At 70.0% G+C, this 16091-nt stretch carries 15 protein-coding genes; 9 read left to right on the top strand and 6 right to left on the bottom strand.

Going from position 1 to position 16091, the window contains the following annotated elements; all coding sequences use genetic code 11:
• Positions 1 to 18 precede the first annotated feature (18 nt).
• Together BSL84_RS21330 and BSL84_RS21335 are read left to right on the top strand one after the other, a co-directional pair.
• Positions 19 to 804 carry an immunity 49 family protein gene (locus BSL84_RS21330; protein ID WP_234363492.1) on the top strand — a complete coding sequence of 262 codons (786 nt, stop codon included), beginning with the start codon at positions 19 to 21 and terminating at the stop codon, positions 802 to 804.
• A 789-nt stretch (positions 805 to 1593) separates the two neighbouring features.
• A complete protein-coding gene (locus BSL84_RS21335) occupies positions 1594 to 2583 on the top strand; it encodes a hypothetical protein (protein ID WP_075970934.1) in 990 nt (329 codons plus the stop codon).
• A 166-nt stretch (positions 2584 to 2749) separates the two neighbouring features.
• Here the strand turns inward: BSL84_RS21335 and BSL84_RS21340 are convergent, their stop codons facing one another.
• Positions 2750 to 3331 carry a TetR/AcrR family transcriptional regulator gene (locus BSL84_RS21340; RefSeq protein WP_030036465.1) on the bottom strand — a complete coding sequence of 194 codons (582 nt, stop codon included), beginning with the start codon at positions 3329 to 3331 and terminating at the stop codon, positions 2750 to 2752.
• A gap of 125 nt (positions 3332 to 3456) precedes the next feature.
• Between BSL84_RS21340 and BSL84_RS21345 the strand changes: the two genes are divergently transcribed.
• The 3 genes from BSL84_RS21345 to BSL84_RS21355 all read left to right on the top strand — a co-directional run bounded on the left by BSL84_RS21345 (position 3457) and on the right by BSL84_RS21355 (position 6680).
• Positions 3457 to 5085: an MDR family MFS transporter gene (locus BSL84_RS21345; protein ID WP_075970935.1), complete on the top strand. Its 1629-nt coding sequence runs from the start codon at positions 3457 to 3459 to the stop codon at positions 5083 to 5085.
• A 241-nt stretch (positions 5086 to 5326) separates the two neighbouring features.
• Positions 5327 to 6169, top strand: a complete 843-nt coding sequence (locus tag BSL84_RS21350) for a polysaccharide deacetylase family protein (RefSeq protein ID WP_075970936.1) — start codon at positions 5327 to 5329, stop codon at positions 6167 to 6169.
• A gap of 181 nt (positions 6170 to 6350) precedes the next feature.
• Positions 6351 to 6680 (top strand): hypothetical protein, encoded by a 330-nt coding sequence (locus tag BSL84_RS21355; RefSeq protein ID WP_030036470.1) that lies wholly within the window; start codon positions 6351 to 6353, stop codon positions 6678 to 6680.
• A 1-nt stretch (position 6681) separates the two neighbouring features.
• On the opposite strand, the gene BSL84_RS21360 is transcribed toward BSL84_RS21355, so the two are convergent.
• A complete protein-coding gene (locus tag BSL84_RS21360) occupies positions 6682 to 7818 on the bottom strand; it encodes an EstA family serine hydrolase (RefSeq protein WP_045321741.1) in 1137 nt (378 codons plus the stop codon).
• Positions 7819 to 7962: 144 nt separating this feature from the next.
• On the opposite strand from BSL84_RS21360, the gene BSL84_RS21365 reads away from it, so the two are divergent.
• Positions 7963 to 8586: a hypothetical protein gene (locus tag BSL84_RS21365; RefSeq protein ID WP_030030623.1), complete on the top strand. Its 624-nt coding sequence runs from the start codon at positions 7963 to 7965 to the stop codon at positions 8584 to 8586.
• Positions 8587 to 8843: 257 nt separating this feature from the next.
• Here BSL84_RS21365 and BSL84_RS21370 read toward each other — a convergent pair whose 3' ends face one another.
• The 3 genes from BSL84_RS21370 to BSL84_RS21380 all read right to left on the bottom strand — a co-directional run bounded on the left by BSL84_RS21370 (position 8844) and on the right by BSL84_RS21380 (position 11439).
• Complete coding sequence (locus BSL84_RS21370) at positions 8844 to 10130, bottom strand: extracellular solute-binding protein (protein ID WP_037663376.1); 1287 nt, start codon at positions 10128 to 10130, stop codon at positions 8844 to 8846.
• 275 nt (positions 10131 to 10405) lie between these two features.
• Positions 10406 to 11023, bottom strand: coding sequence for an SMI1/KNR4 family protein (locus tag BSL84_RS21375; protein WP_030030621.1), 618 nt, complete (start codon positions 11021 to 11023; stop codon positions 10406 to 10408).
• Positions 11024 to 11082: 59 nt separating this feature from the next.
• Positions 11083 to 11439 (bottom strand): DUF192 domain-containing protein, encoded by a 357-nt coding sequence (locus BSL84_RS21380; RefSeq protein WP_075970937.1) that lies wholly within the window; start codon positions 11437 to 11439, stop codon positions 11083 to 11085.
• Between the two features lie 104 nt (positions 11440 to 11543).
• Here BSL84_RS21380 and BSL84_RS21385 point away from each other — a divergent pair, with 104 nt between their 5' ends.
• A complete protein-coding gene (locus BSL84_RS21385; RefSeq protein ID WP_045321742.1) occupies positions 11544 to 12335 on the top strand; it encodes a prepilin peptidase in 792 nt (263 codons plus the stop codon).
• Between the two features lie 142 nt (positions 12336 to 12477).
• Here the strand turns inward: BSL84_RS21385 and mgrA are convergent, their stop codons facing one another.
• Entirely contained in the window at positions 12478 to 13515 is a 1038-nt protein-coding gene (gene mgrA / locus BSL84_RS21390; RefSeq protein WP_045321743.1) for an L-glyceraldehyde 3-phosphate reductase, read from the bottom strand.
• A 129-nt stretch (positions 13516 to 13644) separates the two neighbouring features.
• Between mgrA and BSL84_RS21395 the strand changes: the two genes are divergently transcribed.
• Entirely contained in the window at positions 13645 to 14406 is a 762-nt protein-coding gene (locus BSL84_RS21395; protein WP_030029708.1) for an isoprenyl transferase, read from the top strand.
• 310 nt (positions 14407 to 14716) lie between these two features.
• On the top strand, positions 14717 to 16033 hold the full coding sequence (locus BSL84_RS21400; RefSeq protein WP_030029710.1) for a PhoH family protein: 1317 nt from the start codon (positions 14717 to 14719) through the stop codon (positions 16031 to 16033).
• Positions 16034 to 16091 lie beyond the last annotated feature (58 nt).

The following is a 16091-nucleotide window of genomic DNA, read 5'->3' on the forward strand; positions in this document are numbered from 1 at the left end:
TGGGCTGAGCGTCTCTGGGTGAGTCTGGCTCGGGACATCGACGAGCTGGAGGAGTACCCGAATTCACTCCCCATGGTGTTCAACGACGCGCTCCTGCACCTCGGGGCGCGCTGCACCGTGGATCCGAGCGCGGAGCGGCTGGAGACATGGGAGGCCCTGGTCAACACGCTGCAGCTAGGGTCGGCCGTATTCGCCACCGTGTGCGCGGACGAAGGCACCGTGGAGTGTCGGATCAACCGTGAGATGCGCACCCTGCCGGCCGAAGGCCCGGCAAGCTTCGCCGACCTCGGCACGTGGCTGACCACCTTCTGGATCGCCATGGTGTGCCGCGATCGGGAACGGCTGAACGCACTTGCGGAGGTTCCACTCAACCGCATCGCATCCAGCGGCTACGACATCTTCGTCTGGCATTGGGTGGACGCCCTCCAGACCTACTGGCTTCAGGGCCCCGACTTGGTGGAGAAGCTCACCCTCGCCGTCGAGATGTCACAGCCCGGCGCCGCCACCCTCACCCCGCACGGCCTGCTCCAGACTGTGCTGTCACCGCCCATCAACCTCTTCTACCTGCTGATTACCAACAACCCCGACGGCTTCAACGAGTTCCTCGTACAGGCACTCGAACTCCACAAGGCCTACTGGACCGTCGACGAAAAGCGAGCAGAGAAGCCCGACGGACATCTCGCTCTGGCCCCTCTGGCCCTCGCCTGCCACGCACGCGACGGCGGAATTCCCATCAACGTGGAGTCGGGATACCTTCCCCATCATCTCCTCACCCGCGACTGGGTGGGCGAGTTCCCGACGTAACCAGATCCAGGAAGCTCGGACGGACAACGGAGCGTCGTCCGCGGTGCTTCTACGGACGCCGATCCACCGGAAGACGGCCCGCCTCGACGTGCGGGAGCGGGCCTCGGCGGCGTGCTGGACGAGGAGGTCCGCTCCTGAGCGGAGGTCCCCCTCGGAGGTTCTGGGCCAGCAGGACGGTGTGAGCCGGCACGTGCTGCGTGGTGGGTCGTCGACCTGATCTCTCGCGTAGGGCGCAAGGCCACGTCACGGTCTCAGCCATGCAGGTGGGTTCGACTGCCTTTGCCGCCGCCTCCGTCACCGAGAGGTCGATCGGGGCGCCTGATGCCGAGCGGCAGACACCACACGGGCTTGATGCAGACCGTACTGACTCCACCGCGCCCTGGGGCAGGCTCTGAAACTCCACCCCGGCCTCGGCATCGTGGAACTCGACAGGAACGAGTACGCCGCCCTTCAGCAGATCCAAAGCCAAGGGAGATATCACCCTTCGCTGGGAGCCGACGGACCGACTCCCGGAGACGGAAGAGTCCGTCAAGGCCGCCGGCCTGGTCCCGCTGGACGAGATCGCCACGGCCGAACTCGTCGGCGACGCGATGGGTCGGCATCCCGATAGCTGGCCCCGGGCCGCGTGGGGGCAACCTCGAACCAGCCGTCCGTGACGCGGTGAAGGGCATTTCCGGCGGCTTACGTCAGAAGGGTCGAGGCCGGCAAGGACGTGACCTTCGTCATCCGGCTCGATGACGGGACGCTGGTCGTTCCCCAGGGCTCCAAGACCGATCCGAAGGACATGCTGTGATCACCACGGACCCTGTAGGCGAATGGTTCTGGGAGACGACGATTGCCGTCCCCGGACAGCAGGGTGCGCGCCAGGCGCTCCACCTCTTCGACCGAGTCCATTCTCTCGGTTCCGACCTCGGTATCGTCGATGGCTGGGGACACGGGGGTGTCAAGGTCGTCACGCTGGCGGCGCCGCGGGAGACGCGGTACGAGTGGGAGGGAAACGGGCGCCTCGACGGCGCGGTGGAGGAGAGCCGGGCCTGGTTCGACCATGACACGACCCTGCACATGTGGAGTGTGCTGCCCGGCGAATGGCTGGACGCCGACGGCGGTGCGCATCGCTCCGAACGCTTCTTCGCGTTGCGGCTGCTCCTCTGGCCCGGCGGGCACACCGTCGTGTCGCTCGCGGCGTACTCCGACGCCTGGATGACCCTGGACCTGAGGGAACGCCCCCAGCCCGAGGTCGCCGCGGCGAACGCGCCACGTCTGGCTGCCCTGTTGAGTGCCGTCTCCGACCTGCTGGGAGCCGAAGTCGATCCCGGGGATTCCACCTACTACGGCAGGCCCACGGCGTCCGGCTTCGAGGACCTCTCGGAGGAGGGCACTGACTACACAGACCCGTGGAGCACCTTCGCCGTACCGGCCAGGTGGCAGCGCATGCTGCACCTCCTGCCGAAGGGTTGTCAGGAGCAGTCCTACGAGGCGTTCACCGAAGGCCCGGTCAAGTACACCGAGGTGCGCCGGAGCGGTGGCACCGTGGGCTGGCTCTGGGCGGGCAAGGACGGCAGTTCTGCGGGATACGAGCCGCGCACCGCGGCCGGGGAGATCGCCTTCACCGCCGGTGTACCCCTGCTCCTGGCCTTCGCCGAGGCGTGTCGAGCCGGATCGGCCGCACTCGACGCTCTCGCAGCGGCGGCACGGTCGGAGTCCGGACCATCGGGGTCCGAGACCGAGATCCGTGACGTGCCCTCGCTCGACGCCCTGCAGGAGTGGGCGGGCAGCTGAACCCCGTGCCTGTTCTGTGGGCGGCGCGGCAGTCCGTGCGGGTGACGGGCGCGGCCCCGTCTGACGCATGTCCTCTCTGCAGTCGGCCGGCCGCCGTCGCCCTGCTCAGGCCGGTCCCGGACCCCGGGCGGGCATCGCCCTGCCGGTGCGGGACCGGCCGGCGGCGCTACGGCTCCTCGTGGTGCGCCTGCGTGATGAGGTCCGTGGCGACCTTCAGGGCGGCCAGGCGGGTTTCCTCCGGGTCGCCCTCGACGTGCTGGAGGAACATCATCCCGGCGTGCAGCGTGAACAGGGCGCTGACGCAGCGCACCTGGTCCGTCAGCGGGCCTTCGTCCGTGCGCAGCAGCTCCACCAGCCGGAACAGGCGCTTCTTGACCGTCTCGCCGATGCTCAGCTCGCGCGTCGTCGCCTGGTTCTCCTGCATGAAGCGGTACAGCGCCGCGCCCGCCGCCATCGCCTCGCTGTAGCGGCGCAGCACCTCGCGCTTGGTCTCCAGGGTGCGCGGCTGCTGCTCCGCCCACTTGATCAGCTCGTCGATGGGACGTGTGACGTCCTCGAAGAGGCTGATGATGATGTCTTCCTTGGTCTTGAAGTGGTAGTACAGCGCCGCCTTCGTGACCTCCAGCCGCTCCGCGATCTCGCGCAGCGACGTCTTCTCGTAGCCCTGCTCGACGAAGAGCTCCAGCGCGACGTCCTGGATGCGCTGGCGCGTGTCGCCACGACGGCGCTGCGGACTGCTGCTGGACATGACTCTCCTCGGATACTTACTTGACGCCCGGCAAGTTACGGGTCTACGGTCCCCAGTGTAGTGAACTAGCCGGGCGGCAAGTAAGTGCCGGTCCGGCAGGCGGTACCCAGGGGAGTGGACAGGAAATGGTGGAGACAAGCAAGCCCGCGGAGCCCTCGCAGGAGGTGAAGCCACGCAGCGTGCGGGTCGTCCTCATGGCCCTCATGATCGCAATGTTGCTGGCGATGCTCGACAACATGATCATCGGTACGGCGATGCCCACCATCGTCGGCGAACTCGGCGGCCTGGAGCACCTGTCCTGGGTGGTCACCGCCTACACCCTGGCCACGGCCGCCTCCACCCCCATCTGGGGCAAGATCGGCGACATGTACGGCAGGAAGGGCGCCTTCCTCACCTCGATCGTCATCTTCCTGATCGGCTCCGCCCTCAGCGGCATGGCCCAGACCATGGGCCAGCTCATCGGCTTCCGCGCGGTCCAGGGCCTCGGCGCCGGCGGTCTGATGGTCGGCGTCATGGCGATCATCGGCGACCTGATCCCGCCCCGGGAGCGCGGCAAGTACCAGGGCATGATGGCCGGCGTGATGGCCCTCGCCATGATCGGCGGCCCGCTCGTCGGCGGCACCATCACCGACCACATGGGCTGGCGCTGGTCCTTCTACATCAACCTGCCCCTCGGCGCGGTGGCCCTCGCCATGGTGACCGCCGTACTGCACCTGCCCAAGGCCGCCGAACGGCAGCGCCCGAAGATCGACTACCTCGGCGCGGCCCTGCTCACCGTCGCCATCACCTCCACCGTGCTGGTCACGACGTGGGGCGGCAACGAGTACGCCTGGGCCTCCGCCCAGATTCTCGGCCTCGCCGGCGTCGGCGTGCTGTCGACCGCCGCGTTCCTCTACGTCGAGACCCGGGCGGCCGAGCCCGTCATGCCGCTGCACATCTTCCGCAGCCGCAACTTCACCCTCATGTCCGTGATCGGCTTCCTGGTCGGCTTCGCCATGTTCGGCGGCGTGCTCTACCTCCCCCTGTTCCAGCAGTCGGTGCAGGGCGCCTCCGCCACCAACTCCGGCCTGCTGCTCCTGCCCATGCTGCTCTCGATGATGGCCGTCTCGCTGATCGCCGGACGCGTCACCACCAACAGCGGCAGGTACAAGATCTTCCCGATCGTCGGCGGCGGCCTCATGGTCGTCGGGATGTTCCTGCTCGCCACCATGGACACCGGCACCACCCGCCTCGTGTCCGGCCTCTACATGGCCGTCCTCGGTGCCGGACTCGGCTTCCTGATGCAGATCACCATGCTGGTCGCCCAGAACAGCGTCGAGATGAAGGACATGGGCGTCGCGTCGTCCTCGGCGACCCTCTTCCGTACGCTCGGAGGCTCCTTCGGCGTGGCACTCATGGGCTCCCTCTTCACTTCCCAGGTCACGGACACCATGTCCGACCGGCTGGGCCCCGAGGCCGCCGGAGCCGCCGGATCCGCCCAGTTGGACGCGGCGAGCCTCGCCAAGCTGCCCGAGGCCGTACGCGAGGCCTACCAGTACGCGGTGGCCGCCGGTACGCACTCGGCGTTCCTGCTCGGCGCTGGCGTCGCCGTACTGGGCTTCCTGGCGGCCTGGTTCGTCAAGGAGGTCCCCCTGAGGGGAGCCGGCCCGGCCCCCGCCGAGGCCCCGGCCGACGGCAGGTCCGCTCCGGCCGACGGCAAGCCCGCCGTCGACGGCAAGCCCGCCCCCGCCGCCCAGGAGTCCCTCGCGCACTGACCGGCGCACACAGCCCGATCCCGGCCCCGGCGGACGAACGCGTCCGCCGGGGCCGGCGCGTTTTCGCCGCTGCCCGCCCGGGCAGGAACCCCGGGCGATCGAGGACCGAAGTCCCATCAGCCCCATCGGTCCTGTCAGTCCCATTACGCGGAATATATGGGTGATTTGACTGGAACTCCTCTGAGGCGGTGAACGTCCTGGTCCACAGAACGCTCGCGCAGCGGATGGGGAGGGACGGTTCATGGGCTTCACGACGCACACGGACAACAACGGCGTCCGGACCGGTGCGGCCATCGTCGCGTCGGCCGTCGCCGTCGCGGCGACGGTCTGGGGAGTGGCGACCCTCGTGCACCCGGGCAGCGCAGGCGCCGCCTCCCGCCCCACCGTGTCCCAGCCGCACGGAGGCGACGACTCCGGCCACGGCCGAGCGGGCGGGCCGGGGCAGCAGCAGCCGCAGGCCGTACCCGAGGACATAGCCCACGCCTCGGAGAGCGGCGGGAACACCGTCAACATCACCATCGACGACGGCCCCGATCCCCGCTGGACTCCCAAGGTGCTCGACGTCCTGCGCGAGCACGGCGTCAAGGCGACCTTCTGCATGGTCGGCCCCCACGCCAAGGAGCATCCCGGCCTCGTCAGGAAGGTGGTCGCGGACGGCCACCGGCTCTGCGACCACACCATGGACCACGACACGGCCATGGACAAGAAGCCCGTCGACTACCAGGAACGGCAGATACTCGACGCCAAGAAGCTCATAGAGGAGGCCGCCGGCAACGGCGCGAAGGTCGAGTACTACCGCGCCCCCGGCGGTGCCTTCACCCCCGACAGCCGGCGCATCGCCGCCGCGAACGGCATGCGCCCGCTCGGCTGGAACGTCGACACCAAGGACTTCGAGAAGCCCGGTACGGCCGCCATCGTCGCCGCCGTCAAGCGCGAGCTGGGCAACGGCCCGACGGTCCTCTTCCACGACGGCGGCGGCAACCGCGCCCAGACCGTCGAGGCCCTCGACCAGGTGCTGGCCTGGCTCGCGGACCAGGGCCGGCCGACCGGCTTCCCCGTCCGCACCGCCCCCGACGGCCCGTAAGCCGCCACCCCTTCCGCCATCCTTCCGCCGTCCCGCCCGCCGCCCCTCCCACACACCGCCCGCCCCTGACACGCCGTCCGCCGCGCGAACGGGTGAGGGTCTACGACGCGGACCCGCGCCCGTTGTTACCTGGTCGGGCACGTACGCACATACGCACGTACGCCCGACCAGGAGGCTCCCCGTGGCCATCGCCCCCGCCAAACTGTCCGACCCCGTGGTCGGCGCCCTCGTCACCGCCGTCAACGCGCACGACAAGGACGCCTTCCTCAAGCTCCTGACCGCCGACGCGACCATGTCCGACGACGGAACCGACCGCGACCTCCACGAGTGGATCGACCGCGAGATCTTCGACTCCAGCGGCCACATGGACGTCCAGTCCGAGTCCGACGGCGGCCGCGCCCTCGTCGTCAACTACCGCAACGACACCTGGGGCGAGATGCGCACCGCCTGGCGCTTCACCATCGCCCCCGGCGGCGGCCGCATCAGCCGCTTCGAAACCGGCCAGGCCTGACTCACAGACCCCGAGCCACCTCCAGCACCGCCGCTGTGAGGCGCTCGTTCTCCGGGGCGATCCCGCCCGGGAAGCCGAAGCGGCGGCGCGTGTACCCGTACGCGATCCCCGTCACCGGGTCGGCGAACCCCTGCCCGCCCGCCGCACCGCAGTGCCCGAAGGCCTGCGGCCCCACCGCGGGCTGCCGCTCGAAGCCCAGCCCGTAGTGGTCCAACTCGCCGGTCAGCGCCTCCTGACCCGGCGTGTGCAGCTTCGCGAACTCCGCCGCGGTCTCCGGCCTCAGCAGCGCCGGGAGGCCCCCCGCCCCGCCGATCGCCGCCGCGTACAGGCCCGAGACGCCGCGCGCCGAGCCGATGCCGCCCGCCGAAGCCGGGCCGAGCTCCCGAGTCCGCGGGTGGTTGGCATGCGCGACCAGGTCCATCGGCGGCTCCCGGTGCCAGTTGAAGGCCACCGCCAGCAGCTCGGGCACCGGCCCGGCCGCCGCCTGCACCGCGGCCTGCTCGGGCGTCGGCCGCATCTCCAGCACCGGCTTCCAGCGGCCCTCCTGCGAGGCCGGGAGCCCCATGTAGAGGTCCAGCCCGTACGGGGCGCGTACGCGCTCCTCGTACAGCTCCTGCACCGACCGGCCCGTCGCGCGCCGCACGACCTCGCCGACCAGGGCGCCGATCACGAAGGCGTGGTAGCCGTACGCCGTCCCCGGCTCCCAGTACGGCTTCTGCTCCGCCAGCCGGGCCGCGATCAGCGCGTCGTCCGCGATCTCCTCGTAGCCGAAGCCCCCGTCCACACCGATCAGCCCCGCATGGTGGCTGATCAGCCGGCGCAGCGTCAGCCGCTCCTTGCCGTACCCGGTGAACTCCGGCCAGTACGCCGACACCCGCCGGTCCAGCTCCAGGACGCCGTCCTGCACGAGCAGCGCCACCACCAGGTACGCGGCACCCTTGGTGATCGAGAAGACCCCGCTCAGCGTGTCGGCGCCGGTGTCCTCGCCCGCCCACAGGTCCACGACGCGCCGCCCCCGGTGGTGGACGGCGAGCTGCGCCTCGGGCGAATGCGGCTCCGCCGCCGCGAACGCCTCGAACTCCTCCCGTACCCGTTCCCACCCGGCCGCCACCGTGCCGTCCACGGCGTTCCCGCCCATCGCGCCCCCTCGGTTCGGATCGTCGTTCCGCAGCTCACGAACCGAAGTGGATCACCGGATATTCCGACGGCCGGAGCGCTCCCGTACGGGTGAAAGGCCGGGCCGCGTCGTTCCGGCCCGCGCCGGGACGCCGTTGGTCCGGGCATGAAGCGCACCCGCACCGCCGCTCTCGCCCTCGCCACCGCCGCCGCGGCCCTCGCCCCCGTACTGGCCCAGCAGGCCACCGCCGCGGAGGGCACCTACCTCCAGGACCCGGCGGGCGGTGAGAAGGCCATGAAGTCGATGTGGACCAAGGACGAGATGCACAAGGTGGAAGGGCAGTTCCGCTTCCACCCGGGCGTCCAGTACAAGACGGTCAGCCGCCCCGGCCCGGCTGCCGCACCGGACTACGAGCGCAGGTCCGGCGATCCCTCGACGCTGGCGTGGGAGCCGTCGTACGAGTTCGCCTGGGCGGTGTCGGACTCGACGGTGGTGAAGAAGGCGGTGACGGTCAAGGAGGGCGAGCACCCGATCGTCGTGCACGCCGTACTGCGCCGCGCGGACCGCTCCACGGTGGCGGAGGTGCACAAGGAGCTGAAGGGGAAGCCGGCGACGGGACGCGAGAAGGTCGCGGGCGGCAGGCGGATCGCCTGCGACACCGGTGAGTACACGGTGGAATGGTCGGTGACGCGCTCCGGCTACGGGACGCTCACGGGCTCCCTGAACTGGAACTCCAGCTGCGAGCAGTACCGGACGGCCTTCTCGCGGGACCACGGGAAGCAGTCCTGACGCTGGAACAGAAGATGCTGCCTCGGAAACGGTCCATCGGAAACGCTCCGTCGGGAACGGTCCGTCGGGGACCGGCCGCCCCGCGCACCTCGTGAGTGCTCGGCGGGCGACAGGGCCGTGGCCTTGGATCAAGTGCCGTGGTCCCATGGTGCCGCACGGGATGGTCTGCGGCGCGGGTCGAAGGTCCCGTGTCGTGCGGGACTTGAGTGATCTCGACGCTCCCGGCGCTCTCTGGGCGCCCTCCGCTCCCAGCGCGCTCAGTTGGCCTTGGAGGCCTGGGCGGCCTGCGCGGCGATGGCCTCCAGTACCGCCTTGGGGTCGCCCGTCGGTTCCACCGCGCGTCCGATGTTGCGCTTGATGGTGTCGCTGACCGTCACCCAGGACGGGTCGTTGACCGGGTAGAGCTGGGCGCCGCGCAGCGCGTTCAGGAACTGCTGGTCGTTCTTGTCGAGTCCGCCGTCAGCCGGGCTGCGCGAGGCGGTCACGGTGGAAGGCAGCAGGTGGTAGCGGTCGGCGAAGGCCGACAGGTTCCTGTCCTGGTAGACGAAGTCCAGGAACTTCCCGATCTCGGCGCGCTTGCCGTTCTGCTTGAAGGCCATCATCCAGTCGGCCACGCCGACGGCCGGCGGGGTCTCCCCGGTGCCGAGGTCGTCCGAGACCGGCATGGCGGTGGTGGCGACGCTGATGCCCTTGGCACGCGCCTCGTGGGCGAGCGAGGGGTAGCCGTTGAGCATGCCGACCTCGCCGCGCGTGAACGCGGCGAAGGCGTCGGCCCGGTTCAGCTGTGACGGGGCCGTCGGGCCGGTGTACCCGGTCGCGACCATGTTCTCCTTGACCCACTGCCAGGTCTTGATGTTCTGGTCGGAGGCCAGGCTGTAGTTGCCGCTGCTGTCGGCGTAGCCGCCGCCGTTGCTCAGCTCCCAGATCATCGCCTCGGCGTGAGCCTCCTCGGGCCCCAGCGGCAGGGCGTAGGGGTACTTCACGCCCTTGTCCTTCAGCGCCCTGGCGGCGGCCTTGAGATCGGACCAGGTCTTGGGGGCCTCCTTGACACCGGCCTTGGCGAACAGCGCCTCGTTGTAGAAGAGGAGGCGGCTGCTGGCCACGAAGGGCAGGCCGTAGAGGGTGCTGCCCACCGAGCCGGCGTCGGCGAGCGGCTGCAGGAAATTCGCCTCGGCGGTGACCGAGAGGAGTTCGTCCGCGGGATAGAGCTCGCCCCGGGCGGCGAAGTCCGAGTAGGAGCCCATGAGCGCGATGTCCGGCGCCTTTCCGGACTTGACCCTACGGGAGACCTCGCGGTCGATGTCGGCCCACGGCAGGAGCTCGACCTCCACCTTGATTCCCGGGTTCTCCTTGGTGAAATCAGTCGTCACCTTCTCCCAGTAGGGCTTGGAACTGGTGGTCGGACTGTCGCCGTATTCGGCGGCGATCAGTCGCAGTGTTCCGCCGTCACCTGCACCGTCTCCGGAACCGCCACATCCGGACAGCGTTGTCAGCAGGCCGAGCACGGCCGCGGTGGCGGTCGGGCCGAAAATTCTCCGTCGCACGCGTATATTCCCCTGAATTTCTTTTGTCTCGCGTTGTTACTTATGGGTTGCTCCGAGCCGGCTAATCCCTCGATGGCCCGTTGGCCGGAATTCTCTCCTGTGAGAGGGGTGGTTGATTGCATGGGGTCCTCACTTGTGTTCGATGCTCCAAGCGGCGCATTTGTGAATGGTGCTTTCCGATATACCGCCGACAATTCTGACGCGCGTAGACATGCTGAAAAGCCCGTCTCCGGTCGGGAAACGGGCTTCGGGATGGTGCGCTCGGGAAGGGCCGGTCAGTCGGCGAATTCGCCCGCGTACGGGTCGGGCTCGCCCGTCTCCGGGTTGCGGCCCTCCTGCCAGCGGCGCTGCGCCTTGCGCCAGTGCACGAAGCTCAGGCGGCCGCCGTCCCAGAAGGTGATGCTGACCGGGCTCACGTCGAACTCGTCGGAGCACAGCCGGTGGAGGAACTCGGCCATGCCGTACGGGTACACGGCGAAGGAGTCGGCGGTGTGCCGGCCGCACACCAGGACCGGCCAGCGGTCCGGGTCGGGGTCGCGGGCCAGCCAGCACAGGATGTCCGAGCCGCCGGTGACACCCCAGGCGATGATCGACTCCGGGTCGGCGTCGAAGGCCGAACGGCCGCCCCCGGCCTCCCACATCTGCCGGGCGTTGTCCGTCTCCTCCGCCATCGCGGCCGGGTCCCACTGCGGTCCGGCCTTGGGCAGCGGAAGCAGGATGTCGGCCTCGCCGTTGATGGAGCCGGCGCCGAACCGGCCCATGAACGCGATGAAGTCAGCGGGGAACCGGGTCCCCCAGGCCGCCTCGACCGCGGGCCAGTCGATGTCCTCGTCGGCGCCGTGCGTCGCCGGCATGATCTGCTCCAGCGCCTTGATCCGCGCGTTCTCCGTCATGCCGCTCCCCTGTTGCCCCAGCTCAACCGCCCCAACCTACTGCCGGCGGGGGCAAACCTCTAAGGGGTGTCCACTTCCAGTGCGGTTCCGGCCGTCAGCCCCCAGCCGGCCATGGCGCCCGCCGCCGCCTCCAGGACGTGCCGGGCGCGCGGCCGGGGCAGCCCGAGCCGGCCGGGAGCCATGGTGACCACGCGGAGCACGCGCAGGTTCCGGTCCAGATACGCCACGTCGATCGCGAACCGCATCCGGAAGGTGTGCACGCTCGCCGCCGGGGTCAGGAGCATCGCCCCCTCGATCCCCTCCCGGCCGAGCAGTCCGCGCGTCCTCGCCCGGTAGGAGGCGGCCACCTCCAGCGGGATCCGCGTCGGGTCCGTTCCGACCCGCAACACGGCGGGACCGTCATGCCAGTGCGCCATGGCGGCCACCTTAAGGGCTGTCCCGTGATCCCCGGCGGGCGCGCGGCGCGCGGGACAGCCCGCAGGGGGTGCGGACCTTTGGGAACGGTGTCTACCGTCGGCCCATGGATGTGGGCGTGATCGTCGTCGCCGCCGGATACGGCGCGGCCGCCGGACTGCTGCTGCCGCGCGCGGCCTACAGGCTGTCCGTGGAGCCGGGGGACCCCTGGAGGGAGCAGTGCCCGCAGGGGCACCCGCTGCGCGGCTGGCTCGGCCCGGCCCGCTGCCGCCCGCCCCGGGCCGAGCCCGCCGTCCCGGGAGCGGAGTCGGCGCCGCAGCACGCGCCCGGGCCTCAGTCCGGGCCGGCGCACGCGTACGGGCCGCGCGCCGTGCTCCCGGCCGTCCTCACCGCAGGGGTGTGCGCCCTGATCGCGGGTGCCGTCGGGGCGCGGCCCGAGACGGCGGCGTACGCGGCACTGGCCCCGCTCCTGATCCTGCTCGCCCTGGTGGACCGGGCCGTGCACCGGCTGCCCGACGTACTGACCCTGCCGCTCGCCGCCGGGGCGGCGGCGCTGCTCGGGCTCGCCGCGCTGCTGCCCGGCTCCGCCGGGTCCTGGCGGCTCGCCCTGCTCGGCGGGGCGGCGCTGGGAGCGGCGTACCTGGTGCTCCATCTGATCAACCCGGGCGGCATGGGCTTCGGCGACGTCAAGCTCGCGCTCTCGCTGGGCGTCGCTCTTGGGTGGTACGGGTGGGGGGTATGGGCGGCGGGGGCCTTCCTCGGGCTCCTCTACGGCTCGCTGTACGGCCTGACGCTGCTCGTGCGCCGCTCCGCGACCCGCCACCAGGGCTTCGCCTTCGGGCCCTTCATGGCGGCCGGGGCACTCACCGGAGTGCTGCTGGGTGGTTTCGGAGCGTAATCACGGCGTGCCGATGCACGCAGCATGCTTTACGAAGGGTTATGGTGGAACCCCCCCCTCGGGCCGGTCCGTATCCCCCCCACGGACCGGCCCGTTTTCCGTACAGCCGCCCCCCGTACGGGCGTTGGGCCAAAAGCGCAGGTCAGCCGCGCTGGGCCCAGATGTTCGTACCGGGCGTGGACACCGCGAAGGAGTCGATCTCCTTCAGCTCCGCCTCGGACAGCGGCGCGCCCGACAGGGCGGCCACGTTCTGCTCCAACTGCCGGACGCTCGAAGCGCCGATCAGGGCCGAGGTCATCCGCTCGTCGCGCAGCACCCACGTGAGCGCGAGCTGGGCCAGGGACTGGCCGCGGCGCGAGGCGATCTCGTTCAGCCCGGCCAGCCGGCGCAGCACGTCGTCCGAGAGCAGGTCGGGGTTGAGCGACTTGCCCTGGGCGGCCCGCGAGTCCGCGGGGATCCCCTTGAGGTACTTGTCGGTCAGCAGGCCCTGCGCGAGCGGCGCGAAGGAGATGCACCCCATGCCGGCGTCCTCCAGGGCGTCCAGCAGGCCGTCCTCCTCCGTCCAGCGGTTGATCATGGAGTAGGAGGGCTGGTGGATGAGCGGGCGCACACCCATCTCGCGCAGGGTCCGCACGGCCTCGGTCGTCTGCTCGGCCGTGTAGGAGGAGACGCCGACGTAGAGCGCCTTGCCCTGCCGGACCGCGGACGCGAGGGCGCCCATGGTCTCCTCCAGCGGGGTCTGCGGGTCGAAGCGGTGCGAGTAGAAGATGTCGACGTAGTCCACGCCCATTCGCTTCAGCGAGGCGTCGAGGGAGCTGAGCAGGTACTTGCGGCTGCCCCACTCGCCGTAGGGCCCGGGGTGCATCAGATAGCCGGCCTTGGTCGACAGGATCAGCTCGTCGCGGTAGGACGCGAAATCCTGCGAAAAGATCTTGCCGAAGTTCAGCTCGGCCGAGCCGGGCGGCGGCCCGTAGTTGTTCGCGAGGTCGAAATGGGTGACACCGAGGTCGAAGGCCCGGCGCAGGATCGCCCTCTGGGACTCCAGCGACCGGTCGTCGCCGAAGTTGTGCCAGAGGCCGAGGGAGATGGCGGGGAGCTTGAGGCCGCTGTGGCCGGTGCGCCGGTACTCCATGGAGTCGTAGCGCGAGGGCTCTGCCCGATAGGGATTGGTATCAGTCACGTTGTCCTCCCTATCACGGAGTTGTGACAGACCGAGTTGGGTACCCGATCCCGACGCGCAGTAATGTGGCGGACTCGGGGGAGGGACCGCATTTCGCACGGGGGCAAGGCACGGAGGGGCTGGAAGATCGTGAAGCTGCGCGACCTGGTGTACAGGCTTTACGCACGCCGGGTGGAAGGCCGCCTCGACCATGACGCGTCGCCCAAGCACATCGGCGTCATCCTGGACGGCAACCGCCGCTGGGCGAAGGCGTCCGGAGGTACGACGGAGCAGGGCCACCAGGCCGGCGCCGACAAGATCTCCGAGATGCTCGGCTGGTGCACCGAGACGGACGTCGAGGTCGTCACCCTGTGGATGCTCTCCACGGACAACCTGGACCGGCCGGAGGTCGAGCTCCGCCCCCTGCTCAACATCATCGAGAACACCGTGCGGGGCCTCGCCGCGGACGGCCGCTGGCGCGTCCACCACGTCGGCAACCTGGACATCCTGCCCGCCGGGACCCAGCGGGTCCTGAAGGAGGCCGAGCAGGCCACGCACGACGTCGACGGGATACTCGTCAACGTGGCCGTCGGCTACGGCGGCCGCCAGGAGATCGCCGACGCGGTGCGCTCGCTGCTGCTGGAGCACGCGCGCAAGGGCACCTCCTTCGAGGAGCTCGCCGAGATCCTCGACATCGACCACATCGCCGAGCACCTCTACACCCGCGGCCAGCCCGACCCGGACCTCGTGATCCGCACCAGCGGCGAACAGCGGCTGTCCGGATTCATGCTGTGGCAGAGCGCGCACTCCGAGTACTACTTCTGCGAGGTCTTCTGGCCGGCCTTCCGCAAGGTCGACTTCCTGCGGGCCCTGCGCGACTACGCGGCCCGCCACCGGCGCTTCGGTACCTGATACCCCGTAGGCCGCGCGCCGCCCCGCCCCCTCCCCCCGAAGCCTTCACCAGGGATTCACCGAGCGTCCGTCATATGCCATGGCATGTCCTGGCCTGTTCGGGGAATATCCCTTTCAGGTCGATGCCCGATCCACGGGTGTCGAGTCTCAGCGGACGGCATGGGGCCGTCCGCCCGGGAGGCCCTTTGCACCAGGACGCACGTGCGGTTCGCACGGACGCAGTGGAGGGCCGGAAATCGGCCCTGGCATGGGTGCCGATGACCGGTCCGGTCTTCATGGCCCGACCTCTTCCGAGGGGGTACGTCCTTCCGTGGTGACCAGCACTAAGCGCCGCCTGTCAGACAGGCGGACCTACGTCCTCGACACCAGCGTCCTGCTGGCAGACCCCAACGCGATCTCCCGCTTCGACGAGCACGAGGTCGTGCTCCCGATCGTGGTGATCACCGAGCTGGAGGCAAAGAGGCACCATCCCGAACTCGGCTACTTCGCGCGCCAGGCCCTGCGCCTGCTCGACGACTTCCGGGTTCGCAACGGTCGCCTCGACGCACCCATCCCGCTGGGCGATCTGGGCGGCACGCTGCGCGTCGAGCTCAACCACTCCGACCCGGGCGTCCTGCCCGCCGGCTTCCGGCTGGGGGACAACGACTCGCGCATCCTCGCCGTCGCCCGCAACCTCCAGGCCGAGGGCTACGACGTCACGGTCGTCTCGAAGGATCTCCCGCTGCGCATCAAGGCCTCCTCCGTGGGGCTGATCGCGGAGGAGTACCGCGCGGAACTCGCCATCACCGACGGCGGCTGGACCGGCATGAGCGAGATCGGCCTCTCCGGCGAGCAGGTCGACCTCCTCTACTCGGAGGAGCGGCTCTACGTCCCGGAGGCCGCGGAACTGCCCGTGCACACCGGACTGGTCCTGCAGTCCGAGCGCGGCAAGGCCCTGGGCCGGGTCACCGCGGACGGCAACGTCAAGCTCGTACGGGGCGACCGCGACGCCTTCGGGCTGCACGGGCGCAGCGCCGAGCAGCGCATCGCGCTGGACCTGCTGCTCGACCCCGAGATCGGGATCATCTCCATGGGCGGCCGGGCCGGTACCGGCAAGTCCGCGCTGGCGCTCTGCGCCGGCCTGGAGGCGGTGCTGGAGCGCAGGCAGCACCAGAAGGTGATGGTCTTCCGGCCGCTGTACGCGGTGGGCGGCCAGGACCTCGGCTACCTACCCGGTGACGCCTCCGAGAAGATGAGCCCCTGGGCGCAGGCGGTCTTCGACACGCTCTCCTCGGTCGCGGGCCGCGAGGTCATCGAGGAGGTGCTGAACCGCGGGATGCTGGAAGTCCTGCCGCTGACGCACATCCGGGGCCGCTCGCTCCACGACGCCTTCGTGATCGTGGACGAGGCGCAGTCGCTGGAACGGAACGTCCTGTTGACCGTTCTGTCCCGGATCGGCGCGAATTCGCGGGTCGTTCTGACCCACGACGTCGCCCAGCGGGACAACCTGCGGGTCGGCCGGTACGACGGAGTCGTCGCCGTGGTCGAGAAGCTGAAGGGGCATCCGCTCTTCGCGCACGTCACGCTGACGCGGTCCGAGCGCTCCCCGATCGCCGCCCTGGTCACCGAGATGCTGGAGACCCTCTGACCCTGGTGAGCCCGTGACGCCGCTCTCCGGGGCGGTCGAAAAACGGTCATAAAAGGCA

The sequence above is a fragment of the Streptomyces sp. TN58 genome, from assembly GCF_001941845.1.
GTDB lineage: Bacteria > Actinomycetota > Actinomycetes > Streptomycetales > Streptomycetaceae > Streptomyces.

Coding starts and splice junctions, on each gene's coding strand:
- BSL84_RS21340 (WP_030036465.1), bottom strand. CDS start 3,331: ATGTCCAGCAGCAGTCCGCAGCGCCGTCGTGGCGACACGCGCCAGCGC.
- BSL84_RS21345 (WP_075970935.1), top strand. CDS start 3,457: ATGGTGGAGACAAGCAAGCCCGCGGAGCCCTCGCAGGAGGTGAAGCCA.
- BSL84_RS21350 (WP_075970936.1), top strand. CDS start 5,327: ATGGGCTTCACGACGCACACGGACAACAACGGCGTCCGGACCGGTGCG.
- BSL84_RS21360 (WP_045321741.1), bottom strand. CDS start 7,818: ATGGGCGGGAACGCCGTGGACGGCACGGTGGCGGCCGGGTGGGAACGG.
- BSL84_RS21365 (WP_030030623.1), top strand. CDS start 7,963: ATGAAGCGCACCCGCACCGCCGCTCTCGCCCTCGCCACCGCCGCCGCG.
- BSL84_RS21375 (WP_030030621.1), bottom strand. CDS start 11,023: ATGACGGAGAACGCGCGGATCAAGGCGCTGGAGCAGATCATGCCGGCG.
- BSL84_RS21380 (WP_075970937.1), bottom strand. CDS start 11,439: ATGGCGCACTGGCATGACGGTCCCGCCGTGTTGCGGGTCGGAACGGAC.
- BSL84_RS21385 (WP_045321742.1), top strand. CDS start 11,544: ATGGATGTGGGCGTGATCGTCGTCGCCGCCGGATACGGCGCGGCCGCC.